Origin of the sequence: Cellulosimicrobium sp. SH8 (genome assembly GCF_025818875.1) — a bacterium.
Taxonomy (GTDB): domain Bacteria; phylum Actinomycetota; class Actinomycetes; order Actinomycetales; family Cellulomonadaceae; genus Cellulosimicrobium; species Cellulosimicrobium cellulans_D.
In genome coordinates this window covers 87,689-112,655 of the sequence record NZ_JAMXMH010000006.1, presented here as the reverse complement: position 1 = coordinate 112,655, position 24,967 = coordinate 87,689, and the positions used below count along the sequence as shown (strand labels likewise).

The window sequence follows — 24,967 nt, the reverse complement described above, 5'->3', positions numbered from 1 at the left end:
ACTCGTCGGCGGAGCCCTCCGGCGGAAGGGTGGGGGCATGGACATCTTCTGGGGTGTGGTGGTTCTTCTCCTCGTCGTCGGCCCGGTCGTGGCGGCGCTCGCGGTGCGGCGCGAGGACCCCGCGCGGCCGTGGTTCCCCGCGGGGTCCGACGGCGCGTGGCCGGGTGCCGGTGCGTGGGGCGACCCGTCGGACCGGGACGCGCAGCGCCTCGACGCCGACCTGCGGGCCGCGGCTTCGCGCTCGGACGCGCAGGGCGGGCACGTCGACCCGCACGAGGTCGCGGCCGAGCTCGTGCTGCGGCGCGTCGTCCCGAACCCCGCCGTGCGCGACGGCGTCCGGGGCGCCCTCCCGGCACCGGCGACGCGCGCCGAGGCTCCGGCGTCGACCCGGCGGTCGCCGAGCGTGTCCCGGCGCGTGCCGCTCCCGCGCTGACGCGGTCGGTACCTGCGGTGGACGCGCCGCGTCCGACGCACGGAGGCGGTGACGCGACGGCAGACGCGCGACGGCCCGGACCTCGTGGAGGTCCGGGCCGTCGTCGGGGGTGGGGGCGTCAGCCGGTGGTCAGGCCCGCGAGCCGACGGCGTCGACGTCCGCGCCACCCGTGAGCTGGTCGAGGCCCTCGAGCTCCTCGGCCTCCCACGGGGCCTGGCCCAGGCTCGGGATCATCGTCGCGAGCTCGGGGCGCCACTTGGTGAAGCGGGCCGGGAAGCAGCGCTCGAGCAGGTCGATCATCGCGGGGACCGCGGTCGACGCGCCCGGCGAGGCGCCGAGCAGGCCCGCGATGGAGCCGTCGCCCGCGGCGATGACCTCGGTGCCGAACTCGAGGACGCCCTTGCCGTCCTCGTCCTTCTTGATCACCTGGACGCGCTGGCCCGCGGTGATGGTCTCCCAGTCCTTCGGGTGCGCCGTCGGCATGAAGGCCTGGAGGGCGGTGAACTTGGTCTCCGGGCTCGCGACGAGCTGCCCCACCAGGTACTGGGTGAGGTCCATGTTCTTGAGCCCGGCGCCGAGCATCGAGCCGATGTTGTGCAGCCGCAGCGACGTGAGCAGACCCAGGTACTTGCCCTTCTTGAGGAACTTGGGGCTGAACCCGGCGTACGGGCCGAACATCAGGTACGTCTTGCCGTCGACGACGCGCGTGTCCAGGTGCGGGACGGACATGGGCGGCGAGCCGACGTCGGCCTTGCCGTAGACCTTGGCCTGGTGCTGCGCGACGAGCTCGGGGCTGTCGGTGCGCAGGAACTCACCGCTGATCGGGAAGCCGCCGTAGCCCTTGGCCTCGGGGATGCCTGCGGCCTGGAGCAGCGGCAGCGCGCCACCGCCCGCACCGACGAACACGAACCGGGCCTCGACGGTCGAGCGCCGCTTCGGGGCGTTCCACGAGCGGTCCTTGACCGTCAGGCGCCAGCGGCCGTCCTTCGTCTTCTTGAGGTTCTTGACCTCGTGCTCGAGGTAGAGCTGCGTGCCCTGCGAGACGAGGTGGTCGACGAGCTGCTGCGTGAGGGCGCCGAAGTCGACGTCCGTGCCGCTCGTCGCGCGCGTCGCCGCGACCGGCTCGTCGCCGTCGCGCTCGGCGACGAGGAGCGGTGCCCACTCGGCGATCACGGCGGGGTCGTCGCTGAACTCGAGCTCGCTGAACAGCGGGTGCTGGCGCAGCGTCTCGAACCGGCGGCGCAGGTAGTCGACGTTCTCCGCGCCGCGCACGAACGTCATGTGCGGCGTGCGGGAGATGAAGCTCGCGGGCTGCGGCAGCGCGCCCGTCGTCAGCAGGTGGTGCCAGAACTCGCGCGACACCTCGAACTGCTCGTTGATCTTCACCGCCTTGGTGATGTCGATCGAGCAGTCCGCCTTCTCCGGCGTGTAGTTCAGCTCGCACAGGGCGGCATGACCCGTCCCGGCGTTGTTCCACGGGTTCGACGACTCCTGCGCCACGGCGTCCAGACGCTCGTAGATGCGCACGGTCCAGGAAGGCTCCAGGACCTTGAGGAGGGCTCCCAGCGTGGCGCTCATGATGCCACCGCCGATGAGTGCTACGTCGATCTGGTCTGCGCTGCTTGCGGGGTTGCTCGCTCGACTCGACACGCTCCGATTCTACGCTTGTGAAAGAGTGCACTAAGTGTGGGTTCCGTCACGGGCGTGCGTCACACTTTCGCGGGACGAACGTCCCGACCGGCACAGGACGGACGTCTCACCCACACCGTGGCGCCCTCGTCGGCCGAGGTAGAGCCGTGGTCACGCGAGGTAGAGCCGTGGTCACCGTGCCCGACGGCGTGTGGTCGCCCGGGGTGGTCGGGGTGGGTGGCGGTGCCGCGTCCACCATCCGCCGCTCGTTCCTCGCGGCAGGCCCGCCGCTCGCGTGACCTGGGTTCTACCTCGGCGGGGAGTAGGGCGAGGGCCAGGGGCCGATCTCGGGCAGGGGCGCGGGTTCGCCGGCGCGGAAGGTGTCGGGCTCGGCGTCGGGGGTGCGGCCTGCGAGCCAAGCGGCGACGTCGGTGAGGCGACCTCGGACGACGACACCGTCGTGCGCGTCGAACCCGGGGTCGCTCCCCACGGGAGTCTCTGCGTGGGGAGAAGCCCCGGGTTCGGCAGCGAGGCGGAGGCCGCCCGGACCGACCCTGAGCCGGGCGGGCTCCTCGGCGACCTCGACGACGACGTCGTCCGTGAGCCGGACCCCGAGGAAGTCGAGGAGGTGGAGGCCGAGCGGGCGCGGCCAGGTGTCGAGGCCGATCCCGGCGTCGAGGTCGACGGCGTGGATCCGGGCCTCGCGCCACCACGCGACGAGCGCGTCGGCGACGGTCCCGTCGCGGTAGGTCACAGGGGCGTCCCACCCGGACGACCCGGGAGCGGGCCACGCGGCGTCGAGGCGCTCGGCGAGCGACTCGAGCGCGGCGACGTGCTCCGCGACGGTCCGGCGCGCACCTGTCTGGATGCCAGCCTCGCGGCCGACCGCACCGCCGTCGTGCACCTCGACGAGCTCGCCGCGCGCGGCGAGCTCCGCCTGGCGGGCCATCGCCTCGCCGATCGCCGTGACGTGCGCGAGCACGTGGCTGCGCGACCAGCCGGGCAGGGCGGACGGGCCGACGAGGCCGGCGTCGTCGAGGGCCCGCGTCGCGGCGGTGGCGGCGTCGAGCGCGGACCGTGCGTCGCGGCGGACCTCCTCGACGTCGGGCAGGGCGAGCGGGCTGGTTCCGGTCAGGGCCACAGGAGCTCCTTCGTCCAGGGGAGGTGTTCGTCAGTTCCGGCGTCGGGTCGTGCGGTGTAACGGAGGCGCGTCTGGCCCTCGGGCGAGGACGCCCAGAACTCGATGCTCGTGGGCGCCAGCGCGTACGCGGTCCAGGCGTCGAGGACGAGCCCGGGCTCGGCGCGGACCCGCGCGAGCGCGGCGTCCCACGCGGCCCGGTAGGCGTCCCGCGACGCGAGCGGGGAGCTCTGCGGCCCGGCCAGCGCGGTCGCACGGGAGAAGTCGGAGCGGGCGAGGAAGTCGGCGGCGGACGCCTCGGCTCCGAGCGGGACGACAGGCCCGCGCACCCGGACCTGGCGGCCGTGCTCGCGCCAGAGGAACGTCAGCGCGGCGTTCGGGTTCTGCGCGAGCTCGACGCCCTTGGGCGAGTCGGCGCGCGTCGCGAAGACCCAGCCGTCGCCGTCGACGTCCTTGAGGATCAGCGTCCGGGCGTCGACCCGGCCGCTCGCGTCGGCGGTCGAGAGGGTCGCGGCGTGCGGTGCGGGCAGGCCGGCGTCGATCGCCTCCTCGAGCCAGTCGACGAAGAGCGCGCTGGGCTCGTCGGGCGCCGCGTCGACGTCGAGGCCGGGCAGGTCGGCGCCGAACACCGGCAGCGCGCGCAGGCGCTCGCGCAGCGACGGGCGGTCGGGGGCGTCGGTCATGCGTCCTCCTCGGTGGTCGGGCCGGGGTCGAGCAGCGCGACGAACCCGCGCGCGGCGGCGGTCATCGCGTCGGGGTCGTCGAGGGCGCGAGCGAGGACGTACCCGCCCTGCACGATCGCGACGGCGGCGAGCGCGCGGTCGTGGGCGGCGTCGTCGGGCAGCCCGTCCTTCGTGAGGACGGCGGAGGCCAGGTCGACGAGCCCACGGAAGTAGGCGCGGACCTCCGCGGCCAGCGCGTCGTCGTCCATGACGGCCTGGTCGCTCACGAGGCGCCCGACCTTGCACCCGGCGAGCGCGGGGCGCGGCCGCTCGAGGTAGCGGACCAGGCGCTCGACGGCGGACCCGCCCGCGTCGAGGTCGCGGTGCGCGGCGTCGAGGCCGGCCGTCGTCGTGGCGTGCACGGCGGCGGTGGCGAGGTCGTGCTTGGTGGGGAAGTGGTGGTAGAGGCTGCCCTGGCCCACGCCGCTCGCGGCGAGGACCTGGCGCGGGCTGGTCGCGCCGACGCCCTGGGCCCAGAACAGGTCCTGCGCGGCCGCGACGAGCCGCTCGCGAGCGTCGGTCGTCGTCATGCGATCCACCGTACCTACCTCTAGGTATGGTGTCGAGCCGCCGCCCCGCGGACCACCGCGCGTCACACCTCGCAGCCCCGCTCGGTCGGGACGGCATGAGAGCGGAGTCGTACGGTGGGTCGGTGACGGTGCAGCAGCGGGTGCTGGTGGTCGCGGTCCTCGCGTCGTTCGTGTCGTTCCTGGACGGCTCGGTGGTCAACGTCGCGCTGCCCGCGATCTCCGCCGAGCTGACGACCGGGCCGGTCACGGGCCTCGCGCTGCAGCAGTGGGTCGTCGACGCCTACATGATCACGCTCGGCGCTCTCATCCTCCTGGCGGGCTCGCTGTCCGACGTCCACGGCCGGCGCCGCATCATGGCGATCGGGCTCGTCGGCTTCGCGGTCACGTCGGTCGCGTGCGCGCTCGCCCCCGACGGGCTCTTCCTCGTCGTCGCGCGCGGGCTCCAGGGCGTCGCGGGCGCGCTGCTCGTGCCGAGCTCGCTCGCCATGATCATCTCGACCTTCGACGGCGAACGACAGTCCCGCGCGATCGGCTCCTGGACCGCGTGGACCAGCACCGCGTCGCTCGTGGGGCCGCTGCTCGGCGGGATCCTCATCGACACCATCTCGTGGCGCTGGGTGTTCTGGATCAACGTGCTCCCCGTCGCGGTGACGCTGTGGCTGCTGCGCGGGGTGCCGCGGTCCGCAGCGGAGGAGCCGGGGGCGGGCGTGGCCCGCCGCATCGACGTCGCCGGGGCGACGCTCGCCGCCGTCGGGCTCGCGGGCACCGTGTTCGCGCTCATCGAGCAGGGCCGGTTCGGGTGGGCGAGCCCCGTCGTCTGGGGGCCGTTCGTCGTCGGCGTCGCGTGCCTCGCCGTGTTCGTGTGGTGGGAGCGGCGCGCGCCCGACCCCATGCTCCCGCCGCGCCTCTTCCGCGTGCGCAACTTCGCGTGGGGCAACCTCGCGACCGCCGCCATCTACGGCGCGCTGTACTTCGGCGGGTTCGTCGTCACGCTGTTCCTCCAGCAGGTCGGCGGGTACAGCGCGACCGCCGCCGGGCTCGCGCAGCTCCCCGTGACCCTCGTGCTCCTCGCGCTGTCCACGCGGTTCGGGGCGCTCGCGGGCCGGTACGGCCCGCGCCTGTTCATGACGGTCGGGCCGATCGTCGGCGGGGCCGGGTACCTGCTCCTCCTCACGACGACCGACGACGCCGTCTACGTCACCCAGGTCCTGCCCGGCCTGGTGCTCTTCGGCCTCGGCCTCGCGATGACCGTCGCGCCGCTCACGTCCGCCATCCTCGGCTCCATCCCCGCGGCCGACGCCGGCATCGGGTCGGCGGTCAACAACGCGGTGTCCCGCGTCGCGGGGCTCGTCGTCATCGCGTTCGCGGGCGTGATCGTCGGCGGCGTGCTCGACCTCGACGGCTTCCACCGCTCGCTCCTCGTCACCGCGGCACTGCTCGTCCTCGGCGGCGTGCTGAGCTGGGTCGGCATCCGCAACGAGAACGTGCGCGCGCCCGCGGACGCCTCCGCCTGAGCGACGTGCGGTCAGCCGGGTGCTCGGGCGACCACGGCGTACGTGTGCCAGTGCTTGGGCCCGCTGAACGCTTCGCCGTCCTCCTCGACCTCGTCGAGCACGACGACGTCCAGCCCGGCGAGGAGGTCGTCCACCTCGGCGCGCGACAGGAAGGTCTCGTCCTGCGCGCCGACCCACGAGTCGCGGTCGCCGAACAGGTCGACGGCGAGCCACCCGCCCGGGGAGAGCGCGGCGCGGACCTGCCGCCACGCGTCGTCGAACGCCAGGCGCGGCACGTGCGGGAGCGCGTAGCTCGCGTGGACGAGCTGCACGGCCGCGGGGCGGACCAGGGTGGAGACGTCCGCGGCGCCGGCCTCGTGCACGGTGAGCCGACCGCGGTCGCCCGGCCCGGCGACCTCACGCACCAGGTCGCCGGTCCCCGGGGCCGGGTCGAGCGCGACGACGCGCCACCCGGCGTCGAGCATCGCGGCCGTCTCGACGCCCGCCCCGCAGCCCAGGTCGAGCGCGAGGCGCCCGTCGCCCGGGCCTGCGAGGTCGAGGACCCGGCGGCACAGGTCGCGCACGGGCCGCCCACGCTGGGCCGCGTTGTAGGCGGGCCAGCGCGCAGGGTCTCTCACCGGACGGTCTGAAGGTCGTGCGTCGAGGTGTTGAGGCGGCGTGCGCCGTCGGGCACGTCGGGCGGGAACGCGACGACGATGTCCTCGATCCGCACGCCGAACCGTCCGGGCAGGTAGACGCCCGGCTCGACGGAGAAGCACATGCCGGGCTCGATCGGCCGGTCCTCGCCCTCGACCATGTACGGCGGCTCGTGGGTCGTGGTGCCGATGCCGTGCCCCGTGCGGTGCACGAAGAACTCGCCGTAGCCCGCGTCGGCGATGACGGCACGCGCGGCGCGGTCGACGTCCTGGCACGTCGCGCCCGGGCGGACGGCGTCGACCCCGGCCTGCTGGGCGCGGCGGACGACGTCGTAGACCTCGCGCTGCTGCGTGGCGAGCGCGTCGTCGGTGCCGCCCTCGACGAGGACCGTGCGCGTCGTGTCGGAGCCGTAGCCGTCGCGGAGCCCGCCGAAGTCGAGCACGACGAGGTCGCCCGGCTCGATGACCCGGTCGCTCGCGTCGTGGTGCGGGTCGGCGCCGTTCGGTCCCGCGCACACGAGCGTGAAGTCGACCTGCTCGTGCCCGTGCTCGCGCAGGAACCGGTCGAGGTCGGCGGCGACGTCCCGCTCGCGCCGGCCCGCGAACGCGACCTCGCGGATCTGGGCGAACGCCGCGTCGGCGGCGGCGCCCGCCGCGGCGAGCCGCGCGACCTCCTGCGCGTCCTTGACGGCGCGCAGCGTCGGGACGGCGTCGGTGAACGCGGTGAAGCGCGCGTCCGGGAGCGCCCGCTGGAGCCCGAGCACGTGCAGCGCCCACGTCGAGTCCGAGACGGCGTAGGTGCCGGTCCCGTCGAGGAGGCGCGCGGCAGCGGCGTGCTCGTCGTCGCCGTCGCGCCAGGTCACGACGTCGAGCCCGTCCGCGCCCGGGGCCGAGACCAGGTCGCCCCGCTCGAGCAGCGGCACGACGACGGACGCGCCGCCCCCTGCGCCGGGCTCGCCCGCGGGGATCGCGAGCAGGGTGAGGCGCTCGGTGTCCGGCGGCGCGTAGCCGGTGAAGTAGGCGAGGTCCGGGCCGGGCGAGACGAGGAGCCCCGCGAGGCCGGTCTCACGGGCGTGCGCGGCGGCGCGCGCGCGGCGGGCGGCGTAGACCTCGGGGCCGAACGCGGCCCCCGGACGTGCGGCATCGGTGCTGCTCATGGTGTCAGCCTGGCACCGCTCACCGGCGAGATCGACCCGAACGGCCCGACGTCGACCCTCTGAAGGTCGATCTCGGACGTGCGGGTCGATCTCGCGGTGTGCGGGGGGAGTGGCAGGGTGGTCACATGACCGGCGTTCGCAACATCCTCTCCGCCTTCGACGCGTTCGACGGGCACTGGCAGCCGCACCGGGTCGCGAGCCTCAACGACGAGGACGTCAAGGTCGTCAAGGTGCTGGGCGAGTTCGTCTGGCACGACCACCCCGAGACGGACGAGCTGTTCCTCGTGCTCGCGGGCGAGCTGACGATCGACCTGCGCGAGGACGGCGTCGAGCGCGCGGTCGTGCTGGGGCCGCACGACCTGTTCGTCGTGCCACGCGGCGTCGAGCACCGGCCCCGGGCCGCCGTCGAGACCTCCGCGGTGCTCGTCGAACGCCGGGGGACCGTGAACACGGGCGACGCGGGGGGCGACCTCACGTCGCCGCTGCGCGAGCTGCCGGACGCCTGACGACGACGAGATCGACCCGAGCGGCCGAGATCGACCTTCCGTGAGTCGGTCCGGGGACGCTCGGGTCGATCTCGCGGGGTCAGACTCGGACGACGACCTTGCCGCGCACGTGGCCGGACTGGCTCGCGCGGTGCGCGTCGGCGGCGTCGGCGAGGTCGAACACCTCCGCGACCTCCGGACGCAGCAGGCCCTCGTCGCCGAGGCGCGCGAGCTCCGCGAGGTCCGCCGCGTCGGGGCGGACCCACACGTAGTGCCCGCCGAGCTCGTCGCGGGCGCGGGCGTCCGTGATCGAGGCGACCGTGCCGCCGTCGCGCAGGACCTGGGGCACCGAGTCCAGCGCGTCGCCGCCCACGTAGTCGAGGACGACGTCGACGCCCTCCGGCGCGAGCGCCCGGACCCGGTCCGCGAGCCCGTCACCGTAGGTCACCGGCTCCGCGCCGAGCGAGCGCAGGAAGTCGTGGTTGCGCTCCGACGCCGTGCCGATCACGCGCGCGCCGAGCGCCCGCGCGATCTGGACGGCGAACGACCCGACACCGCCGGCCGCGGCGTGCACGAGGACCGTCTGCCCGGCGGCGACGCCCGCGCGCCGGATCGTCTGGTACGCCGTCAGACCCGCGAGCGGGACCGCGGCGGCCTCCTCGAACGACCAGGCCGCCGGCTTGCGCGCGAGCGTGCGGACCGGCGCCGCGACGAGCTCCGCGAACGTCCCGCCCGACACCTCGCCGCCGACGACGTCCTTGCGCACGTACCCGTACACCTCGTCGCCCACCTGGAGCTCGGGGGTGTCGAGCCCGACGCGCTCGACGACGCCCGCGACGTCCCAGCCGGGGACGACCGGGAACGCGACGTCCATGATCTGGTCGAGGTATCCCTCGCGGACCTTCCAGTCCACGGGGTTGACGCTCGCGGCGCGCACGCGCACGAGCACCGAGTCGGGCCCGACCTTGGGGGTCGGGAGGTCGGTCGTCTCGAGGACGTCGGGGCCGCCGTAGCGGGAGTAGGTGATGGCTCGCATGATGGCGGCAACGGCGCGCGCGCCCGCCCGATTCCCGAGACCGACCGTCACGAGGTAGAGCGTCCGGTCTCGAGGTAGGGCACGCGGGGTTCTCCCTCGAGCCGGGAGGCTCTACCTCGTGCGGTGCGTCAGCCCTCGAACGCCGTCGGGTCCATGAAGAGGACCTCCCACTGGTGGCCGTCGAGGTCGGCGAAGCTCCGCGAGTACATGAACCCGCCCTCCTCCTGCGGGTCCTTGACCGCGGTGGCGCCGGCGGCGAACGCCGCGTCGGCGAGGCGGTCGACCTCCTCGCGCGTGTCGACGCTCAGCGCGTTGATGACCTCGGTCGTCGCGGTGGCGTCGGCGACGGACTTGTTCGTGAACTGCTTCGCGAAGTCCGCGGTGAGGAGCATGACGTAGATCGTGTCGCTGATGACGATCGAGGACGCGTTCTCGTCCGTGAACTGCTCGTTCACGCTGTACCCGAGCGCCGTGTAGAACGCCTTGGCGGCGTCGAGGTCCTTGACGGGCAGGTTGACGAAGATCTGCGTGCTCATGAGTGTGCCTCCGGCGTCGTGGGCGGTTCGCCCGGTACGTGGTGTCGTGGGGGTAGACGTCCGGTGCCCCACGAACTCATCGCCCGGCCGCGCGCGCGTCGTGGCCGGGCGACGAACCGCCCCGGGGAGGGCTCAGACGAGCACGTCGCCATCGCGCGCGACGACCCGGCCGCCGGCGACGACGAGCGCGCGGCGCGGGGCGCGTACGACCGCGTCGGGCACGTTCTCGGCGTCGACGAGCACGACGTCCGCGGGCGCACCGACGACGAGGTCGTGCACGTGGCGGCCGACGAACCGGGCGGCGTCGGACGTCGCGATGCGCGCCGCGGTGACGAGCTCCTCGTCGTACCGGAACCGCGACAGGCGCGCGAGCTGCGTCGTGAGGGCGAGGAGGTCCCCGGTCCCGTACGGCGACCACAGGTCGCGGATCCCGTCCGTGCCGAGCCCGACGGCGACGCCCGCGGCGCGCAGCGCGTGCACCGGCAGGGGTGCGGCGCCGATCGGCGCGACGGTCGTCATGGTGATGCCCGCCTCGCCCATCGCGGCGACGAGGTCCGCCTGGCGCGACGCCGGGACGTCGCCGACCGCGAAACCGTGCGCGACGTTGACCTTGCCCTGGAGCCCGGCGCGCAGCGTGCGCTCGATCATGAGCTCGACCTGGAACGCGCCGAGGTCGCCGCCGTCGTGCAGGTGCACGTCGATGCCGACACCGCGGCGCTCCGCGATCGCGAAGAGCCCGTCGAGCTGGCCGACCGGGTCGCGGTCGATCGACGCGGGGTCGAGCCCACCGATGTGCTCGGCGCCCGCGGCGGCGGCCGCGTCGAGCAGGTCGAGGACGCCGGGCCGGCGCAGCACGCCGTCCTGGGGGAACGCGACGATCTCGGCGTGCACGGCGCCGCCGAGCGCGGCGAGCGCCTCGCGCACGACCTCGATGCCGCGCAGCCCCAGGCCGAGGTCGACGTCCACGTGGGTGCGGATCGCCGTCGTGCCGTGGCGCACGAACTCGCGCAGCACGGCGAGCGTCACGTCGACGCCGGGGATCCCGAGCTCGTCGCGGTGCGCGCGCTCGTGCGCGATGCGGCCCTGCGTCGTCGCCTCGCCGCCGTAGCTGACCCACGGCTTGCCCCACCAGCTCTTGTCCACGTGCGCGTGGGCGTTGACGAGGCCGGGCAGCGCGAGCAGGCCCCGTCCGTCGACGGCGCCGGCCGCGTCACCCGTCAGCGAGCCGGCGGGCGTGCCTGACGGCGCCGCGACGGCGGGGTCGTGCGGCGTCACCGCGGCGATGCGCCCGTCGGCGACGTGCAGGTCGACGCGCTCGCCGCCCCAGGGGCGGACGTCGCGCAGGACGGTGACGGTCTCGGGGGCGTTCGGGCTGGTCATGCGGAGGGTCCTTCCGGGAGCGGGACGACGACCTGGGGTCGTCCGGGGATCTGGATCTCGTACGTGGCGAGGGCGTCGAGGTCGACGACGGTCGCGCCGTCCCACGCCTCGGCCTGCGTGTAGCCGCCGGCGAGCACGGCGGTCAGACCTCCGGTCGCGGGGTCGGTCCACGTGGTCGCGGTCTCGTGCCGGCGCGTGAGCGGCGCGACCTGCTCGGCCCCGGTCGCGGGGTCGAGCACCGTCACGTTCGGTCCGCCCGCGGCGTTGCCGAACGGGCCGTTGCCCACGACGACCACGCGGCCGTCGGGAGCGCGCGCGACGCCGTGCTGGTGGCTGTCCGCCGCGGACGGCACGCTCGTCGTCGTGCCGGTGGCGGGATCGAGACGGACCAGCACCCGGCCCTGGTAGGGGAGCAGGAGCGACCCGTCGTCGTCGAGCACGGCGTAGTGCGGCTTCTCGAACGACGCGAGCCCGCCCTCGGTGCCGAACGGTGCGACCTCGATGCGCCGCGCCTCGAACGTCGTGGTGTCGACGACGTGCACGGAGAACTCGTCGTGGTCGACGGTGTAGACCTCGCGGCCGTCGACCGCGACGAGCACGTCGAACGGCCGCAGGCCCACGGGCGTGCTCGCGAGCACCTCGCGCGACGCGACGTCGATCGTCTCGAGCGTCGACGAGTCGCCCCGGTGGACGGCCACGTAGACGCGGGTGCCGTCGGGCGACACCGCGATGCCCATGCCGCCGCGACGGTACTCGCCGAACCCGACCCTGGCGGGCGTGTCCCGGTAGGGGATCAGGTCGACGCGCTCGCGCGCGGCGAGGTCGACGACCGCCACGCCCTGCGCCGTCGAGACGTACGCGCGCATCGTCGGGGCGTGCACGGCGACGCCCCACGGCGCCGCCCCGACCTCGACGCGGTCGACGACGGCGCTGCCCTCGCGGATCGTCGGGTCGACGACGGCGAGCCCGTCGGACTCCGCCTCGGTCGCGAGCAGGTAGCGCGCGGGCGCCTCGACGGGCTCCTCGGGAGCCGCCTGACCGTCCGTCGGGTCGGGCGCAGGGGTCGGGGTGGGGGACGAGACGTCGGGGGTCGGCGCGGGAGCGGGCGAGTCGGCGCCGCCCGCGCTGCCCGGCGAGCAGGCCGCGAGCACCGCGACGGCCGCGGCGGTCGCCCACGCCGTGACGGCATGCCGGGTGCGGCGCGTGCGACGGCTCGGAGGTGCGGCACCACCGGGAGGTGTGAGGGGAGCCATCGCAAAATGGTATACCAATCGCCCCGGACGCCCTCTCGACCCCGCACCGGATCCCGGACCGGCCGAGAATCGCGCCGAGCACCGGGTGGCGACCCGGCAGGACTCGTCGGAAGCGCGGCCCCTACGCGCCGTCGTCGGCCGGCACCGCTGCCCCCCGGGGCTCCAGCACGACGACCGCGGTCTCCGTCGGGCGCCGCGCGGCGAACCCGTCCAGCGCGTGGTCGAACGTGCGCCACCGCTCCCAGAGCCGGGCGCGCTCCGACCCCTCGGCCGCGCGACCGTGGACGGCGCGCGTCTCGCCGTGCAGCTCGACGGTCGTGTCCGGGTGCGCCTGGAGGTTGAGCCACCACGCCGGCTCGGGCGCGGCCCAGCCGTTCATCGCGAGCGTGACGAGGTTGGGGCCGTCCTCGAAGTACCCGACGATCACGTCGTGCTCGCGGCCGGTACGCCGCCCGACCGTGCGGAGCAGGAGCGTGCCCCACTTCTCGCGCTGCGGGCGCCACAGGCCGCGCCGGTGCCCGGTGACCCGGTAGTACGCGCGGTGCACGACCCAGGCCGTGCGGACGAACCAGCGCGGCGGGAGCCGGGGCGGGCGCTCGGGGGCGGGAGGTGCGGAGGAGGTGTCGGTCATGGTCACCGTCCTGCGTCGGAGGGGAGCCGAGGAACCTCGACGCAGCAACGGTCCCGCGGGCGAGGGCCGGCGTCAACGGTCCGCCGTCGGCCCGTCAGCGGTCGAGCGTCGCGGGCTCCTCGCGCACGACGTCGCCCGGCGCCTTGTCACGCCGCCACCCCTTCCACACGGGGTGCCGCAGCTTGCCGAACGGGACGTCGTCGTCCTCGCCCGGGCCCGTCCACTCGGCGTAGACGACCTCGGCGACCCGGCGCGGCGACACCCACCGCGCGTCGCGCGCGTCCTCGCGGGGGACGCCCGTCGCGGGCGGCGTCGTGCGCTCCAGCCGGCCGAGCTCCGTGACGAGGTCGTGCCGCTCCGCGTCCGTGAAGCCCGACCCGACGCGCCCCACGTAGACCAGCCGGTCGCCGTCGGGCACCGCGAGGAGGAGCGAGCCCATCAGGTGCGCTCGGTCGCCGTGACCCGGGCGCCACCCGACGACGACGACCTCCTGCGACTGCGCGTGCTTGAGCTTGAGCCACAGCGCCGAGCGGCGGCCCGACGAGTACGTGCCGTCGCGCCGCTTGGCGACGACCCCCTCCAGGCCGAGCCGCCGCGACGTCTCCATCGCCGCGTCGAGGTCGCCGTCGAACGCGGGCGGCACGTGGACCGGGGCGCGCGCGTCGCCCAGCACGTCCTCGAGGATCTCGCGCCGCTCGTCGTACGGGCGCTTGGCGAGCGACCGCCCCGCGGTCTCCAGGACGTCGAACACCATGAGGTCGACCGTGACCTTGCGCCGGGCCGCCGCGACGTCGCCCGGCTTGGCGATGTTCGCGCGCTGCTGGAGGCGCCGGAAGCTCGGCCGTCCTCGCGCGTCGAGCGCGACGATCTCGCCGTCCAGCACGACCGGCAGCGCCTCGGCCGGGACCTGCTCGGCGAGCGCCTGGAGCTCCGGGTACGTCACCGTCATGTCCTTGCCCGAGCGGCTCACGAGCCGCACCCGGCCGTGCGACACGTGCGCGAGCGCCCGGAACCCGTCCCACTTCATCTCGAACGCCCAGTCGTCGCCGTCGTGCAGGTCGCCCGACGACGCGGGCGACGCGAGCATGGGTCGCCAGTCCGTCCGGGCCGGCGTTGGCTCGGCGTGGTCGTGGTCGTGGTCGTGGTCGGGTTGGGTGGCGGGTGGGGCGCTCGCGCCGGGTCTACCATCCGCGCCTCGTTCCTCGGCGCTCCCGCCAGACCCGCCACGACCCGGCGCGAGCGCCCCACCCGCCTTCCTCGTCTCACCCTGGTCGCGGCCTCCCGCGGACGCCGCCCGCGGGGTTCCGCCGCGCGGGGCCATGAGGTGGATGAGCCAGTTGGCTGTCTCTCGGCCGTCGCGGCCGCCCGTGTGGATGAGTGCGAGGCGGCGCGTGCCGTGCTGCTCGCCGTGGAGCGTGACGATGACCTCCTTGCCGTCCCGCCACTTCTCCAGCTCGTACGTGCCGGCGTCCCAGATGGTCACCTCGCCCGCCCCGTACTCGCCCTTCGGGATCGTGCCCTCGAACGCCCCGTACGCGAGCGGGTGGTCCTCGGTCTGGACGGCGAGGTGGTTCTTCTTCGGGTCCGTCGGCTCGCCGCGGGGCAGCGCCCAGCTCACGAGGACGCCGTCGTGCTCGAGCCGGAAGTCCCAGTGCAGGCGCCGGGCGTGGTGCTCCTGGATGACGAAGCCGTTGCCCTCGCTCGCCGGTGGTGCCTCGTCGGGGACGGGCTCGGGCGTCCGCGCGGCGTCGCGCATCGAGCGGTAGCGGTGCAGGCGGTCGGGCCGCTCGACGTCGCTCGTCCCGGGGTCGTCGTCGCTGCCCGACGTCGCGGCGCCCTTGCGCTCGAACGTCGCCATGCGCTCGGGCGTGGGCTCGAGCGCGGAGAGGTGGCCCAGCGTGAGCGCGGCCAACGGGTCGCCGATCGTGCGCACGCGCTCGACCACCTCGCCGGAGTCGAGGTGCCGCAGGTCCGGGTCGTCCAGCTCCTCCCACGTGCGCGGCGCGGCGACGGTCGGGTGCTCGCGCCCGCGCAGCGAGTACGGCGCGATGGTCGTCTTGTTGCCGTTGTTCTGGCTCCAGTCGACGAGCACCTTGCCGCCGCGGAGCGACTTCTTCATGTCGCTCACGACGAGGTCGGGGTTCTCGGCCTCGAGGTAGCGCGCGAGCTCGTGCGCGACGTCGGAGACGGCCGCGGCGTCCTGCTTGCCGTCGAGCGCGGCGTACAGGTGGATGCCCTTGGAGCCGCTCGTCACGGGCAGGGGCTCGAGCCCCATGCCCTGCAGGATCTGCCGGGCCAGGCGCGCGACCTCCGCACACTCGGCCAGCCCGGCCCCCGGCCCGGGGTCCAGGTCGAGCACGAGCCGGTCGGGGTTCAGGTGGACGCCGGTGCGGCCGAACTGCCACTGCGGCACGTGCAGCTCGAGCGACGCCGTCTGGCCGAGCCACGTGAGCGTGGCCAGGTCGTCGACGAGCACGTAGTCGTTCGCGCTGCTCTTGTGCTGGATCCGGCGCGTGCGGACCCACGACGGCACGCCCTGCCCCGCGTTCTTCTGGAAGAAGACCTGGCCCTCGACGCCGTCGGGCCAGCGCTTGCGCGTCGCGGGCCGGTGGGCGCAGTGGGGGAGCATGACGTCGGCGACGGCCGCGAGGTACGCGAGGACGTCCGCCTTCGTCGTGCCGGTGGCGGGGTAGAGGACCTTGTCGAGGTTCGTGAGCCGCAGGCGGTGGCCCCCGACGCTCACCGTCTCGCCCGCGCCGCGGCTCGATGAGGTGGCCATGGGCCCATGGTGGCGCGCGCGGGACGGCGCCGCCCGCCGGACGGGACCCGACGAGGGACCAAGGACCCTGCCCGTAGGCCGCCGCGGGAACTTCCCGGCGCCCCCGACCGTGCACACTGGAGGAGGCGGTCGGACCACCTGGGGGACCGCCGGGACGACGCTGCACCGAGAGGACCACCGTGACCCACCTGACGACCGACGACGTCCCGCCCACCGGGGAGATCCGTCCGCGGGTGCGTGAGTTCCGCCGGCTGATGATGACGTACAAGTTCGGCATCGACGAGGTGATGACCAAGATCACCGTCCTGCGCGACGAGTTCCGGCACATCCATGACTACAACCCGATCGAGCACCTGGGCTCGCGCCTGAAGTCGATCGACTCGATCTTCGCCAAGGCGCAGCGCAAGGGGATCCCGCTCACCCCGGAGGGCGTGCGGGAGAACATGTTCGACGTCGCGGGCGTGCGCGTGACGTGCAGCTTCGTCTCCGACATCTACCGGGTGCGCGACATGCTCGTCGGCCAGCGCGACCTCACCGTGCTCGAGGAGCGCGACTACATCGCGCACCCCAAGGGCAACGGTTACAAGAGCCTGCACCTCATCGTCCAGGTGCCGGTCTTCCTGTCGGACCGGGTCGAGGACGTCGTGGTGGAGATCCAGCTCCGCACCATCGCCATGGACTTCTGGGCGAGCCTCGAGCACAAGATCTACTACAAGTACGAGCGGGACGTGCCCCAGCACCTCACCGACGCCCTCAAGCTCGCGGCCGACGTCGCGGCGACCCTCGACACGACGATGGAGCGCATCCACGACGAGGTCCGCGAGCTGGACGGGGAGGCCGAGCCCACCGAGACCGCGGACGCGCTCGTGTCGCCGCGCGAGATGGTCGAGAACTTCATGCGCACGGTGCAGGTCGCCGACGAGGCGTTCCACGAGCGTCGGCACGACGGCTGACTCGGCGCTCCGCCCGGGGGCCGCAGCGCTGTCGGGCGTGGCGCTCAGAGCAGGGTCTCGACGCCGATCGTCACCCGGTCGCCGACGTCGACGCCCTCGGCGCGGCGCACCGCGGCTTTGATAGGCACGACGAACGTCTTGCGCCCCGCGTCGGGGAACACCGACGTCGACCAGCGCTGCGCCCCGAGCGTCACCTCGACCTTGACGGAGCCGAACCCCGCCGGTGGCAGCGGCAGCTCCGCGATCTCGTCGCTCACGTCCTCCGGCAGCGCGGCGAACACCCAGCTGTCGGTGCGCGCCTCCCACCGCCACAGCTCTGCCTCGAACTCGAACCTCGTCCCCGCCACGAGACCATGGTGCCGCGGGCCACCCACACGGCGGGCGTCGTCGGGCAGGCTGCGGGCGCCGCCTGCGCGCGACCCAGAGCCGCCGCCCCCTCGCGGGCGGGCGCGCGGAGCGCCACCATGGACGGATGAGGGCCATCTGGAAGGGCGCCATCACGTTCGGTCTCGTCAACGTCCCCGTCAAGGTGTACTCCGCGACGGAGGACCACGACGTGCCGTTGCACCAGGTGCACGACAAGGACGGCGGGCGCATCCGCTACCGGCGCGTGTGCGAGATCGACGGCGAGGTCGTGCCCTACGAGCACATCGACAAGGCGTACGACGACGGCGAGCGCACCGTCGTGCTCACGGGCGAGGACTTCTCGGCGCTCCCCGCGGAGCGCAGCCGCGAGATCGAGGTCGTCGAGTTCGTGCCGAGCGAGCAGATCGACCCGCTCCTGCTCGACCGCAGCTACTACCTCGAGCCCGACTCGACGTCCAACAAGGCGTACGTGCTCATGCGGCGCACGCTCGAGGAGACCGACCGGACGGCGATCGTGAAGTTCGCGCTGCGCCAGCGCACGCGGCTCGCCGCGATGCGCGTGCGCGACGACGTGCTCGTCCTCCAGACGCTGCTGTGGGCCGACGAGGTGCGCGAGGCAGCGTTCCCCTCGCTCGACGACGAGGCGAAGGTGACCGACAAGGAGCTCGCCATGTCCGCGCAGCTCGTCGCGAGCTTCGAGGCGGACTTCACGCCCGAGGAGTACGAGGACGACTACCAGGTGCAGCTCCGCCAGCTCATCGAGGCCAAGCTCGAGCAGGGCGACGCGCTCGACACCGCCGAGACCTTTGGCGAGCAGCCCGAGGAGGGCGAGGGCGCCGAGGTCATCGACCTCATGGAGGCGCTGCGCAAGTCCGTCGCGTCGTCGAAGAGCGGCCGCGCGAGCGGATCGGGGTCGTCCGGCGGGTCGACGGCGAAGGGCGGCTCGAGCCGCAAGACCACCTCGTCGTCGGGCAAGGGCTCCTCCGGGTCCCGGGCCACGGGCGGCAGCACGAAGGACGAGGGCTCGAAGCCCGCGAAGAAGAGCACGGGCCGCTCGACGTCGAAGGAGAAGTCGACGGCGGCCAAGACGACCCGCAAGAAGGCGTCCGCGTAGGGCGACGGTTCCTGCCCGCCCCCGGCTCGACCGACGGGTACCCGGGGCGCGCGATGAGTTCGGGCTCCGGCACCCGTCGGAACCGGTGGGCGGTGGTCCGGCCGCCCGTGAGACCTGTGACGCCTGTGACGAACGGAGACGACGATGCGCGCGATCGTGCCCAGCCTGTGGTTCGACGGCAACCTCGAGGAGGCCATCACCTTCTACGCGAGCGTCTTCCCCGACGCGGAGGTCGGCGACGTGTTCCGCCAGCCCGACGGCACGGCGGTGTCGGCCGACTTCGAGCTCGCGGGGCACCGGTTCGCCGCCATCAACGGCGGCCCGCAGTTCCCGTTCACCGAGGCTGTGTCGTTCGTCGTCGAGTGCGAGTCGCAGGCTGAGGTCGACGAGTACTGGGCGGCGCTCACCGACGGCGGCCAGGAGTCGCAGTGCGGCTGGCTCAAGGACCGGTTCGGGCTGTCGTGGCAGGTCGTCCCCGTCGAGTTCCTCGCGATGCTGCAGGACCCGGACCCCGCCCGCGTCCAGCGCGTCGTCGACGTGATGATGACGCAGGTCAAGCTCGACCTGGGACCGCTGCGGGCGGCCTACGAGGGCTGACCCCCGGTCCGGCGTCCGTCTCGCCGCACAGGTGGTTCGTCGGGGATGTCCAGGTCGTGCCCAGGTCTGGTTGAATGCGCTCGACATCTCCGCCGACGGCGTGCGCCGTCCTCTTGTGAAGGACCACGAAACCGAGTGAAGAAGCTCCTTGCCGGCACCATGGGGACGGTGCTGGCCCTCGGCGGGCTGGGCGTCGCCACCGCGACCCCCGCAGCCGCCGCCACCCCTGACGTCCAAGCCGGCTGCTCGTCCCTCTACGTCACGCTCGACGGGTATCCGGAGGGTACGTCTTTCGTCGCGACCGTCGACGGCGAGACGGTCGAAGACGTCCTGTTCGACGGCTACCACACTTTCTGGTACGACGTCGACGGCTCGGTCGCGCACGCCTGGAGCGTCGTCGTCGACGCACCGGGCGACGTCGACGACTTCTCGGACGGCGGCACGACGGTGCCGTGCGGAGACCCGCCGAGCGACTGGTTCTACGCCGACGCGTACTGCGGGAACCTCAACGTCTCGCTCGGTGGCTTCCCCGCCGGCTCGACCGTCACCGTCGCGGTGGATGCCGAGGCCCTCACCGAGGGCGTCGTCGACGAGTACGGCTCCTACTGGTTCGGCACCCGGCTCGACGAGTGGTCGGGCCAGACGTGGCAGGTCGTCGTCGACGCAGAGGACGACGCCTTCGACCGGAGCGAGTCGGGCGTCTCGTCCTGCGGTTCGGGCGGCGAGATCGTCGTGCCTGAGACGCCCCCGGCGCTCACGGACTGCGCGGCGACGCCGGAGGACACGCGACTCCCGTCCGACAGCGCGGCGGTGTCGTACAGCCGTGGCGACAACGGCATCGTCGCGACCGCGGCGTCCGGGTACGAGTTCCCCGGCGGTGCCGGTACGACAGGGGAGTGGCGAGCGCTCGGGGACGGACGGCTCCTCCTCGAGTGGAGCTCCGTCGTGCGGCCACGGTGCGAGCTCGAGGTCGTCTCGGTGACCCCGGTGTGCGCGGCCGGAGCGCCGTTCGTCGACATCGTCGTCAACCCCCCGGCAGGGGTGGACGAGAGCTCCTTCCTCATCTCGTGGGAGGGGCCGAACTCCGGGTACGACGTCGTGTACGGAGACGCCGGTTTCGGCCACCCGTGGGTCACCCGCGAGCCCTGGCCGGGATTCGTCACCCACGGCGACGGTTCGGTCTCGCCGGCGTACGACGAGACGTGGAGGCTCGACGACATCGACCTGGTCCTCGGGGCGTCGGAATGGGTCGACGGATGGACGTACTCACGCTCCTACCGGGCCGTCTGGGAGGACGCGCCCACCTCCGACCCGTGCGCCGACGACCCCGGCCCGCACTTCTCCGTCGACGTGAGCCAGCGGTGGCTCGCAGGCAAGCTCTACCTCAGCGTGCGCGTGCTCAACGAGGGCGACGGCACGGCGGACGTGAGCGTCGTGACGCCGTTCGGGCGCAAGCACTTCCCGCGCGTCGCGGCGGGGGCGAGCGCGTACCAGGCGTTCGCCGTGCGCACGACGGAGCCCGTCGAGGGCCAGGTGGACGTCTCCTTCACGGCCGACGTCGACGGCGAGCAGGTCACGCGGGAGCGTGCTGTCCCGTTCTGGCTCGGCGGGTAGTCGCGAGCCGCACCTGAGGACCGGAGGCCCGGTGGCGCGTCGAGAGGCGTGCCACCGGGCCTCCGGCGTTTGCGGGACGTCCCCGTCAGGCGGTCGACGCGCGGCGCAGCGCGACGAGCTCGTCGAGGAGCCGGAGGAGGTCGTCGACGTCGTCGCCGGGACGGGGTCCGCGGAAGGCGAGGTCCTCCTCGGGGACGACGTCGCCGTCGTCCGTCTCGGCCGTGCCGCCCGTGACACGACCGAGCACGTCGCTGCTCAGCGCGGCGTGCGCGTAGAGCCCGTCGCTGAGCAGGACGATCGCGCGCGCGACGACGGGGTCGCCCACCTCGTCGAGGACGGCGCGGGTCCAGGCGTCGTGCGCGCCGTCGAGCGCGGCGCGGGCGCGCGGGTACGACCCCTGGGCGAGGCGCGAGACGGCGAGGTAGACGAGCTCGAACTCGGTGTCCACGAGCGTCGAGGTGCGGATGAGGTAGTCGACGGCGCCCGCGGGCGCGGCGCGCATCGCCTCGACGTCGGCGGCGGTGAGCTCGCGCAGGTGCTCGGTGAGGCCGTCGGCGAGCGCGTCCTTGGAGCCGAAGTGGTAGAGCAGTCCGCCCTTGGACACCCCGGCGCGCTCGGCGACGGCCTCGAGCGTGGCGGCGCGCTCGCCCTGCTCGACGAGGAGGGACGCGAACGCGCGCAGGACCTTGGCGCGGGCGGCGGGGGGCGGCGGCATGGTTCCGAGGGTAGTGGGAGGGCCGGGTGCGCCAGTCGCCCGACCCGGGCAAACGCACCCTGACTGACAGGGGAGTGGTCGGTGCGCAGCGTCACACCGGACTCGGGATGACGACGAGCCCCGAGATCGTTACTGTACCGTCTGGACGGTTTGGAAGTTCGACGCTACCGCGTCGCCCCGACCGCCCGGAAGACGTGGAAGGACCCCTCGCCGTGACGACCCCCGTGACGACGACCTCGACGGCCGGCAGGACCGCACCCGCCCCGCACGCGACCGCGACGCGCGGACCCGCGCGCGGCGCCGCCGGCCGCTGGTTCGCGCTCGCCGTGCTGATGCTCCCGGTGCTGCTCGTGTCGATCGACAACACCGTGCTGAGCTTCGCGCTGCCCCAGATCTCCGAGTCGCTGCGCCCGAGCGGCACGCAGCTCCTGTGGATCATCGACATCTACCCGCTCGTGCTCGCCGGCCTGCTCGTGCCGATGGGTTCGTTCGCCGACCGCGTCGGCCGCCGCCGGCTTCTGCTCGTCGGCGCCGTGGGCTTCGCGGCCGTGTCGGTCGTCGCCGCCTACGCGCCCACGGCCGGGGCGCTCGTCGCGTCCCGCGCCGCGCTCGGCTTCTTCGGCGCGATGCTCATGCCGTCGACGCTCTCGCTCCTGCGCAACGTCTTCGTCGACCGCGAGGAGCGCCGCCTGGCCATCGCGATCTGGGCGGCCGGGTTCGCCGCCGGGTCGGCCCTCGGCCCGATCGTCGGCGGGTTCCTGCTCGAGCACTTCTGGTGGGGCTCGGTCTTCCTCCTCGCTGTCCCGGTGCTCGTGCTGCTGCTCGCGCTCGCGCCGTTCTTCGTGCCCGAGTCGCGCGACCCCGCCCCGGGCCGGATCGACGTCCTGTCGATCGTGCTCGTCATGGCGACCATGACCCCCGTCGTCTACGGCATCAAGATGCTCGCCAAGTCCGGGGCGAGCACCCTCGCGGTCGGCAGCGTCGTCGTCGGGCTGGTTGCCGGGGCGCTGTTCGTGCGCCGCCAGCTCCGCCGGCCGGACCCGATGATCGACGTGCGGCTGTTCACCCACGGGGCGTTCAGCGGTGCCGTGCTCGTCAACCTGCTGTCCGTGTTCTCGCTCGTCGGGTTCCTGTTCTTCGTCTCCCAGGACGTGCAGCTCGTGCTCGGGCTCACCCCCATGCAGGCGGGTGTCGCGCTCCTGCCCGGTCTGCTGGTCATGATCGTGGCGGGCCTGGGCGTCGTGCGGGTCGTGCGCCGCGTGCGCCCGGCGCACGTCGTCGCCGTCGCGCTGCTGTTCTCCGCGGCCGGGTACGCGGTCGTCGCCGCGGGGGCGGGGGAGAGCACCCTCCTGCTGCTGGTCGTGGCGTTCGTCGTCCTGTCCCTCGGCGTCGGCGCGGCCGAGACCGTGTCGAACGACCTCATCGTGTCGTCCGTCCCCGCCGCCAAGGCGGGCGCGGCGTCCGCGATCTCCGAGACCGCGTACGAGGTCGGTGCCGTGCTCGGCACGGCCGTCCTCGGGAGCATCCTCACGGCGTCGTACCACGCGAACGTCGTCGTCCCGGCGGGCGTCCCCGCGGCCGACGCCGTCGCCGCGGCCGAGACGCTCGGCGGCGCCACCCAGGTCGCGTCCACCCTGCCCGCCGGGCAGGCGCAGGCGCTGCTCGACTCCGCGCACGCCGCGTTCGGCAGCGGCGTGGGCACGACGTCGCTCATCGGGGTCGTGCTCATGCTCGTCGCCGCGGGCGTGGCGCTCGTCACGCTGCGGGGCGCGAAGTCCTGACGACGCCACGCACCGCGCGTCCCGCCGCACCCTCGCGGCGGGGCGCGCGGCGCTCGCGGTTGGCGACGGGAGCCCGGATCCGGGAGGCTGGGCGGTGATGAGCCGTCCGCACCGCACCCCGCCCCGCTGGGTCCGCTGGACCCTCGCCGTCCTGCTCGCGTTCGTGCCCTGCGTCGTGTGGGGGGTCACGACCGCGACGGCCGAGCGCTCCCTCGGCCCGCACGAGGCCCTCTACGAGGTCACGACCAACGGACTCGTCACCGTCGACCTCGGCCCGCTCGGCACCATCCAGATCGACTCCCCCCTGCCGCTCGGCCTCGGCGCCGACGTCACGGTGGAGGAGATCCCCGCCGACCTCACCGCGGTCGGGCAGGCGGACACGCTCGAAGGCCTGTCGCAGGACCTCGAGGACTACCTGCGCTTCTTCGGCGGCCCGCAGGAGACGATCGGCTCCGTCGCGCGGGCCCTCGTCGTCGACGCGCTGCGCCGGACGGGCTTCGCGATCCTCGTCGTCGCGGCCGTCGGCGCCGGGCTCTACCTGCTGCTCGGCCCGCCGCGCCGCCGCGAGCTCACCGCGCGCGTCGCGCCGCGCACGTACGAGATCACGGCCGGGGTCGTCCTCGTCTCCCTCGTCGGCGTCTCCCTCGTCGCGAGCGACCCCGGCACGACGACGGGCCCGTCCCAGCGCGCGTCCGCCGTGTTCGACGGGACTCCGCTCGAGGGTGCGCGCATCACCGGTCGGCTCGCGGGCGTCGTCGACACCTACGGCGCGATGCTCATCGACCTCTACCGCGAGAACGAGGACTTCTACGCGCGGGCGGACGCCAACCTCGTCGAGGCGTGGGACCGGCGCGACCGCATCCAGCGCCTCACCGCGCCCCGCCCCGCGGCCACCGCGACGTCCGACGAGCCGTCGCCCGACGACGCGACGTCGCCCGAGGGGACCGGCGCCCCGGGGGACGAGGACGGGGCGACCGACGCCCCGTCGTCGGGCACCGGTGACGAGGCCGGGGGAGACGAGGTCTCCGGCGCCGAGGGCTCGGCCGACGCCGAGGCGACCGACGAGCCCGCTCCGCAGCCCGCGGCCGAGGAGGACCTCGTCACGCTCCTGGTCGTGAGCGACCTGCACTGCAACACGGGCATGACTCCTCTCATCCGGACCGCGGCCGAGCGCTCCGGCGCGTCGATCGTGCTCAACGCCGGGGACACGACGATGAACGGCACCGCCGTCGAGTCGTTCTGCGTCGACTCGTTCGCGTCCGCGGTGCCGAAGGGCGCGACCATGGTCGTCTCCGACGGCAACCACGACAGCGTCGAGACCTCGGCGCAGGAGCGGGCCAACGGCCAGACCGTGCTGGACGGGAAGGTCGTCGAGGTCGACGGGATCCGCATCCTCGGCGACCGCGACCCGCTCGAGACGCGCCTCGGCCTGGGCAGCCAGCCGCCGCGCGAGGAGACGCCCGAGGAGTACGCCGCCCGCCTCACCGAGGTCGCGTGCGCCGAGCAGGAGGACGGCGACGGGATCGACGTCCTCCTCATCCACACGCCGCGCATGGGGAACGAGGCGCTCGACTCCGGCTGCGTGCCGAACCAGATCTCCGGCCACATGCACACCCGGTCCGGGCCGGAGCGGACGGGCGGCGGCGTCCGCTACGTGAGCGGCAGCACCGCCGGGGCGGTCAAGGACCAGCTCCGCATCGGCCCGCTCAAGGGCACGGCCGAGATGACGGTGCTGCGCTTCGACCCCGAGCGGCGTCGCATCGTCGACTGGCAGCTCGTGCAGATCGGGACCGACGAGTCCGCGAAGGTCTGGCCGCGCATCGCCTGGCCCACGCCGTCGGGCGTGCCGGTGGTCGAGGAGCCGGACGGTGACGACGGCGGCGAGGAGGGTGTCGAGGGCGGGGACGTCCCCGCCGACGAGCCGACCGACGACGTGCCTGCCACCGAGGGCTGAGACGGCGCGCGTCGG

Annotated in this window: 23 protein-coding genes; 9 read left to right on the top strand and 14 right to left on the bottom strand. The window is 74.0% G+C overall.

Features of this window, described 5'->3' with window-relative positions:
- Positions 1–37 precede the first annotated feature (37 nt).
- Positions 38–433, top strand: a complete 396-nt coding sequence (locus tag NF338_RS10025) for a hypothetical protein (RefSeq protein WP_264030634.1) — start codon at positions 38–40, stop codon at positions 431–433.
- Positions 434–562: 129 nt separating this feature from the next.
- Here NF338_RS10025 and mqo read toward each other — a convergent pair whose 3' ends face one another.
- The 4 genes from mqo to NF338_RS10005 all read right to left on the bottom strand — a co-directional run bounded on the left by mqo (position 563) and on the right by NF338_RS10005 (position 4,452).
- The gene (gene mqo, locus NF338_RS10020; protein ID WP_264030633.1) at positions 563–2,083 is read right to left on the bottom strand and encodes a malate dehydrogenase (quinone); all 1,521 of its coding nucleotides are present in this window, start codon (positions 2,081–2,083) and stop codon (positions 563–565) included.
- 286 nt (positions 2,084–2,369) lie between these two features.
- Positions 2,370–3,203 (bottom strand): maleylpyruvate isomerase family mycothiol-dependent enzyme, encoded by an 834-nt coding sequence (locus NF338_RS10015; RefSeq protein ID WP_264030632.1) that lies wholly within the window; start codon positions 3,201–3,203, stop codon positions 2,370–2,372.
- Positions 3,194–3,883: a pyridoxal 5'-phosphate synthase gene (locus NF338_RS10010; protein ID WP_264030631.1), complete on the bottom strand. Its 690-nt coding sequence runs from the start codon at positions 3,881–3,883 to the stop codon at positions 3,194–3,196. The genes NF338_RS10015 and NF338_RS10010 overlap by 10 nt, the downstream gene beginning before the upstream one ends.
- Positions 3,880–4,452, bottom strand: a complete 573-nt coding sequence (locus NF338_RS10005; protein WP_264030630.1) for a TetR/AcrR family transcriptional regulator — start codon at positions 4,450–4,452, stop codon at positions 3,880–3,882. The genes NF338_RS10010 and NF338_RS10005 overlap by 4 nt, the downstream gene beginning before the upstream one ends.
- Positions 4,453–4,547: 95 nt before the next feature.
- On the opposite strand from NF338_RS10005, the gene NF338_RS10000 reads away from it, so the two are divergent.
- A complete protein-coding gene (locus tag NF338_RS10000; RefSeq protein WP_412846547.1) occupies positions 4,548–5,966 on the top strand; it encodes an MFS transporter in 1,419 nt (472 codons plus the stop codon).
- A gap of 11 nt (positions 5,967–5,977) precedes the next feature.
- Here NF338_RS10000 and NF338_RS09995 read toward each other — a convergent pair whose 3' ends face one another.
- Together NF338_RS09995 and NF338_RS09990 are read right to left on the bottom strand one after the other, a co-directional pair.
- Positions 5,978–6,583, bottom strand: a complete 606-nt coding sequence (locus NF338_RS09995; protein ID WP_264030627.1) for a class I SAM-dependent methyltransferase — start codon at positions 6,581–6,583, stop codon at positions 5,978–5,980.
- Positions 6,580–7,758: an aminopeptidase P family protein gene (locus NF338_RS09990; protein ID WP_264030626.1), complete on the bottom strand. Its 1,179-nt coding sequence runs from the start codon at positions 7,756–7,758 to the stop codon at positions 6,580–6,582. The genes NF338_RS09995 and NF338_RS09990 overlap by 4 nt, the downstream gene beginning before the upstream one ends.
- 125 nt (positions 7,759–7,883) lie before the next feature.
- On the opposite strand from NF338_RS09990, the gene NF338_RS09985 reads away from it, so the two are divergent.
- Positions 7,884–8,264: a cupin domain-containing protein gene (locus NF338_RS09985; protein WP_264030625.1), complete on the top strand. Its 381-nt coding sequence runs from the start codon at positions 7,884–7,886 to the stop codon at positions 8,262–8,264.
- A 79-nt stretch (positions 8,265–8,343) separates the two neighbouring features.
- Here the strand turns inward: NF338_RS09985 and NF338_RS09980 are convergent, their stop codons facing one another.
- From NF338_RS09980 to NF338_RS09955, 6 genes are all read right to left on the bottom strand, one after another.
- The gene (locus tag NF338_RS09980) at positions 8,344–9,279 is read right to left on the bottom strand and encodes an NADP-dependent oxidoreductase (protein ID WP_204542387.1); all 936 of its coding nucleotides are present in this window, start codon (positions 9,277–9,279) and stop codon (positions 8,344–8,346) included.
- 128 nt (positions 9,280–9,407) lie between these two features.
- Positions 9,408–9,815, bottom strand: coding sequence for a VOC family protein (locus tag NF338_RS09975; RefSeq protein ID WP_264030624.1), 408 nt, complete (start codon positions 9,813–9,815; stop codon positions 9,408–9,410).
- Positions 9,816–9,947: 132 nt separating this feature from the next.
- The gene (locus tag NF338_RS09970) at positions 9,948–11,195 is read right to left on the bottom strand and encodes an amidohydrolase (RefSeq protein WP_264030623.1); all 1,248 of its coding nucleotides are present in this window, start codon (positions 11,193–11,195) and stop codon (positions 9,948–9,950) included.
- Positions 11,192–12,448 carry a YncE family protein gene (locus NF338_RS09965; protein WP_264030621.1) on the bottom strand — a complete coding sequence of 419 codons (1,257 nt, stop codon included), beginning with the start codon at positions 12,446–12,448 and terminating at the stop codon, positions 11,192–11,194. The genes NF338_RS09970 and NF338_RS09965 overlap by 4 nt, the downstream gene beginning before the upstream one ends.
- 121 nt (positions 12,449–12,569) lie before the next feature.
- On the bottom strand, positions 12,570–13,079 hold the full coding sequence (locus NF338_RS09960) for a nitroreductase family deazaflavin-dependent oxidoreductase (protein WP_264030620.1): 510 nt from the start codon (positions 13,077–13,079) through the stop codon (positions 12,570–12,572).
- A 94-nt stretch (positions 13,080–13,173) separates the two neighbouring features.
- The gene (locus NF338_RS09955) at positions 13,174–15,858 is read right to left on the bottom strand and encodes an ATP-dependent DNA ligase (RefSeq protein WP_264030619.1); all 2,685 of its coding nucleotides are present in this window, start codon (positions 15,856–15,858) and stop codon (positions 13,174–13,176) included.
- A gap of 254 nt (positions 15,859–16,112) precedes the next feature.
- Between NF338_RS09955 and NF338_RS09950 the strand changes: the two genes are divergently transcribed.
- Positions 16,113–16,811, top strand: a complete 699-nt coding sequence (locus NF338_RS09950) for a GTP pyrophosphokinase family protein (RefSeq protein ID WP_264030782.1) — start codon at positions 16,113–16,115, stop codon at positions 16,809–16,811.
- Positions 16,812–16,855: 44 nt separating this feature from the next.
- Here NF338_RS09950 and NF338_RS09945 read toward each other — a convergent pair whose 3' ends face one another.
- Positions 16,856–17,158, bottom strand: a complete 303-nt coding sequence (locus NF338_RS09945; RefSeq protein WP_253050372.1) for a DUF1905 domain-containing protein — start codon at positions 17,156–17,158, stop codon at positions 16,856–16,858.
- Between the two features lie 125 nt (positions 17,159–17,283).
- Here NF338_RS09945 and NF338_RS09940 point away from each other — a divergent pair, with 125 nt between their 5' ends.
- The 3 genes from NF338_RS09940 (at position 17,284) to NF338_RS09930 (ending at position 20,502) form a co-directional block, all read left to right on the top strand.
- Positions 17,284–18,291 (top strand): Ku protein, encoded by a 1,008-nt coding sequence (locus NF338_RS09940; RefSeq protein ID WP_264030618.1) that lies wholly within the window; start codon positions 17,284–17,286, stop codon positions 18,289–18,291.
- A 144-nt stretch (positions 18,292–18,435) separates the two neighbouring features.
- Entirely contained in the window at positions 18,436–18,888 is a 453-nt protein-coding gene (locus tag NF338_RS09935) for a VOC family protein (RefSeq protein ID WP_264030617.1), read from the top strand.
- Positions 18,889–19,023: 135 nt separating this feature from the next.
- Complete coding sequence (locus NF338_RS09930) at positions 19,024–20,502, top strand: hypothetical protein (RefSeq protein ID WP_264030616.1); 1,479 nt, start codon at positions 19,024–19,026, stop codon at positions 20,500–20,502.
- Positions 20,503–20,587: 85 nt separating this feature from the next.
- Here NF338_RS09930 and NF338_RS09925 read toward each other — a convergent pair whose 3' ends face one another.
- A complete protein-coding gene (locus NF338_RS09925) occupies positions 20,588–21,217 on the bottom strand; it encodes a TetR/AcrR family transcriptional regulator (RefSeq protein ID WP_264030615.1) in 630 nt (209 codons plus the stop codon).
- A gap of 212 nt (positions 21,218–21,429) precedes the next feature.
- On the opposite strand from NF338_RS09925, the gene NF338_RS09920 reads away from it, so the two are divergent.
- Positions 21,430–22,998 carry an MFS transporter gene (locus tag NF338_RS09920; protein WP_264030614.1) on the top strand — a complete coding sequence of 523 codons (1,569 nt, stop codon included), beginning with the start codon at positions 21,430–21,432 and terminating at the stop codon, positions 22,996–22,998.
- 97 nt (positions 22,999–23,095) lie between these two features.
- Positions 23,096–24,952 (top strand): metallophosphoesterase family protein, encoded by a 1,857-nt coding sequence (locus NF338_RS09915; protein ID WP_264030613.1) that lies wholly within the window; start codon positions 23,096–23,098, stop codon positions 24,950–24,952.
- The last annotated feature ends 15 nt before the right edge of the window (positions 24,953–24,967 follow it).

Excerpts from the sequence above, each read along its gene's own strand:
- NF338_RS10025 (WP_264030634.1), top strand. The coding sequence starts at position 38 with ATGGACATCTTCTGGGGTGTGGTGGTTCTTCTCCTCGTCGTCGGCCCG.
- NF338_RS10010 (WP_264030631.1), bottom strand. The coding sequence starts at position 3,883 with ATGACCGACGCCCCCGACCGCCCGTCGCTGCGCGAGCGCCTGCGCGCG.
- NF338_RS09975 (WP_264030624.1), bottom strand. The coding sequence starts at position 9,815 with ATGAGCACGCAGATCTTCGTCAACCTGCCCGTCAAGGACCTCGACGCC.
- NF338_RS10005 (WP_264030630.1), bottom strand. The coding sequence starts at position 4,452 with ATGACGACGACCGACGCTCGCGAGCGGCTCGTCGCGGCCGCGCAGGAC.
- NF338_RS09960 (WP_264030620.1), bottom strand. The coding sequence starts at position 13,079 with ATGACCGACACCTCCTCCGCACCTCCCGCCCCCGAGCGCCCGCCCCGG.
- NF338_RS09980 (WP_204542387.1), bottom strand. The coding sequence starts at position 9,279 with ATGCGAGCCATCACCTACTCCCGCTACGGCGGCCCCGACGTCCTCGAG.
- NF338_RS09970 (WP_264030623.1), bottom strand. The coding sequence starts at position 11,195 with ATGACCAGCCCGAACGCCCCCGAGACCGTCACCGTCCTGCGCGACGTC.
- NF338_RS09935 (WP_264030617.1), top strand. The coding sequence starts at position 18,436 with ATGCGCGCGATCGTGCCCAGCCTGTGGTTCGACGGCAACCTCGAGGAG.
- NF338_RS09985 (WP_264030625.1), top strand. The coding sequence starts at position 7,884 with ATGACCGGCGTTCGCAACATCCTCTCCGCCTTCGACGCGTTCGACGGG.
- NF338_RS09915 (WP_264030613.1), top strand. The coding sequence starts at position 23,096 with ATGAGCCGTCCGCACCGCACCCCGCCCCGCTGGGTCCGCTGGACCCTC.
- NF338_RS09925 (WP_264030615.1), bottom strand. The coding sequence starts at position 21,217 with ATGCCGCCGCCCCCCGCCGCCCGCGCCAAGGTCCTGCGCGCGTTCGCG.
- NF338_RS09955 (WP_264030619.1), bottom strand. The coding sequence starts at position 15,858 with ATGGCCACCTCATCGAGCCGCGGCGCGGGCGAGACGGTGAGCGTCGGG.
- NF338_RS10000 (WP_412846547.1), top strand. The coding sequence starts at position 4,548 with ATGAGAGCGGAGTCGTACGGTGGGTCGGTGACGGTGCAGCAGCGGGTG.
- NF338_RS09950 (WP_264030782.1), top strand. The coding sequence starts at position 16,113 with ATGATGACGTACAAGTTCGGCATCGACGAGGTGATGACCAAGATCACC.
- NF338_RS09965 (WP_264030621.1), bottom strand. The coding sequence starts at position 12,448 with ATGGCTCCCCTCACACCTCCCGGTGGTGCCGCACCTCCGAGCCGTCGC.
- NF338_RS09990 (WP_264030626.1), bottom strand. The coding sequence starts at position 7,758 with ATGAGCAGCACCGATGCCGCACGTCCGGGGGCCGCGTTCGGCCCCGAG.
- NF338_RS09940 (WP_264030618.1), top strand. The coding sequence starts at position 17,284 with ATGAGGGCCATCTGGAAGGGCGCCATCACGTTCGGTCTCGTCAACGTC.